Below are 2421 nucleotides of genomic sequence, written 5' to 3' on the forward strand. Positions count from 1 at the left end.
GCGCATGCCCCTTATGGGCTGCGGGCGAATTCTTCTTGAAATTCCAAGGGGCCGCTATCACAGGCGGGGCGACGCAGGCCGCGTCTGCGCCTCACCTGTCTGCGCCCGTCTCAGGCATAACGCTTGTTACGCAGGTTGTTTTTCATTTCCTTGAGCAACGGTTGCAGCTTGCTGCCGATGCGCAGTGCCACACAGGTTGCCAGGATGTCGATGATCATCAGGTGCATCAGGCGCGACACCATGGGGCTGTAGCGGTCGTAGCCCTCGGGGTGGTCGGCTGCCAGGTGGATGTTGCCGGCCGCGGCCAACGGCGAACCGGTGACCGTGATGACGATCGTGGTCGCGCCGTTCTTGCGGGCGATGTCGCAGGCGTCCATCAAATCGCGCGTGCGGCCAGAGTTGGAGATCACCACCACGCAGTCGCCCGGCCCCAGCAGCGAGGCGCTCATCACCTGCATGTGGCCGTCGCTGTAGGCGATGCTGGTGATGCCCAGGCGAAAGAACTTGTGCTGCGCATCCTGCGCCACGATGCCCGAATTGCCCACGCCGAAGAACTCAATCCGCTTGCCGGTGTTGTAAGTGGCCAGCAACGCGTCGGCGGCCCGTTCAACGGCTACGGAACTCGCGTCGTTGCGGTATTTCAAAAACGCCGCTACCGTGTTGTCGATCACCTTGACCATCACGTCGCCGGTCTTGTCGTCCGCGTCCACGCTGCGGTGGATGAAAGGTACGCCCTCACTCACGCTGCCCGCCAGCTTGAGCTTGAAGTCCGACAGCCCGTCATAACCCATGCTGCGGCAAAACCGCACCACAGTCGGCTTGCTCACATGCGAGCGGCTCGCCAGCTCCGTGATCGGCAAATTGGCAAATGCCCGCGGATCGGCCAGCACCAACCGGCCCACGCGTTGCTCCGCTGGCGCCAGTGACGGCAATGAAGCCTTTATTCGATCAAGCACGGGAACTGTCCTCCCTACGCTGCAAGATCTCACAGGTCTGCCAAATACCAGTCCGAGCCGCGGAACCGGCTTTGCCGGGCCGCAGGCGGGGCGCCCCCTCGGGGGGCAGCGAACCACACGCAGTGGGGAGCATGGGGGCTAACATTCTTCGGACCAGCAATAGCCGTCTCTGGCAATCATCGCGCTCGCAGCGCTGGGCCCCCAGGTGCCGGCGGCATAAGGCCGTGGCGCACTCGCCTGGCTGCTCCAGCTGTCCATGATGGGCTCGACCCAGCGCCAGGCTTCTTCCTGCTCGTCGCTGCGCACGAAAAGATTCAAGCGCCCGTCGATCACATCCAGCAGCAGCCGTTCATAAGCGCCCACGCGCTCGGAGCCAAAGCGTTTGTCAAAATCCAGGTCCAGTTGCACCGGCGCCAGCGAAGGCGTGCCGCGGCCTCCCGTGCGCTGGTCGGCACCCTGCGCAAGCAGGTGCAGCTCCAGGCCGTCCTTGGGTTGCAGGTTGATCACCAGCCGGTTGGCCACATTGGAGCCTGCCAGCGCCGACTTGAAAATCGCGTGCGGCGCGGGGCGAAAGTTCACCTCGATGTGCGCATCGCGGCCGGCCAGGCGCTTGCCGGTGCGGATGTAAAACGGTACACCGGCCCAGCGCCAGTTGGCGATCTCGGTGCGCAGGGCCACAAAGGTTTCGGTCCTGCTGTCAGGGGGCACGCCTTTTTCGTCGCGGTAGCCGGGCACGGCTTCGCCGTCGATGTTGCCGGCCGCGTACTGGCCGCGCACCACATGCTGGCTCAGCGTTTCAGGCGTCCAGGCCTTCAGCGATCGCAATACCTTGAGCTTTTCGTCACGGATGGCATCGGCGTGCGAGTTGATGGGTGGTTCCATGCCGATGGCGCACAGCAGCTGCAGCGCATGGTTTTGCACCATGTCGCGCAGCGCGCCGGTGCTGTCGTAAAACGCACCGCGCTTTTCCACGCCCAGGTCTTCGGCGATGGTGATCTGGATGTTGGCAATCGTCTCGCGGCGCCACAGCGGTTCAAAGAGCGAATTGCCAAAGCGCAGCGCAAACAGGTTCTGCACCGACGGCTTGCCCAGGTAGTGGTCGATGCGAAAGATCTGCTGCTCGCTCAAAACACTGCGTACCGTCTTGTTGATGGCGCGGTTGGACGCCAGGTCGTGGCCCAGCGGCTTTTCCAGCACCACGCGCGTCTGCGGGCCATTGAGGCCCGCGGCGGCGATCTGCTCGCAGACCGTGGTGAAGAGGCTGGGCGCGGTGGCCACGTACATCACCACCACGTCGGCGGGCCGCTGCTGCAGTTTCGCAGCCAGCGCGGCATAGTCGGCCGGGTTGGACAGGTCCATGCGCAGGTAGCCCAACATCGCCGCGAAGCGCGAGAACTCCTCTTCGCTCGGCCGCTTGGCCAGCTCGACATTGTCAAACCGGGACTTGATCAGCGCGCGGTACTGG

At 64.1% G+C, this 2421-nt stretch carries 2 protein-coding genes; both read right to left on the bottom strand.

Annotation, left to right across the window (positions count from 1 at the left end):
- Nucleotides 1–110: 110 nt before the first annotated feature.
- Nucleotides 111–956 (bottom strand): MurR/RpiR family transcriptional regulator, encoded by an 846-nt coding sequence (locus AC1DWI_RS19845; RefSeq protein WP_457282600.1) that lies wholly within the window; start codon nt 954–956, stop codon nt 111–113.
- A gap of 138 nt (nt 957–1094) precedes the next feature.
- On the bottom strand, nt 1095–2421 hold a 1327-nt coding region (gene zwf / locus AC1DWI_RS19850), incomplete at its 5' end, for a glucose-6-phosphate dehydrogenase (protein WP_477725540.1).

The organism is Polaromonas sp. P3_C2 (genome assembly GCF_056402675.1).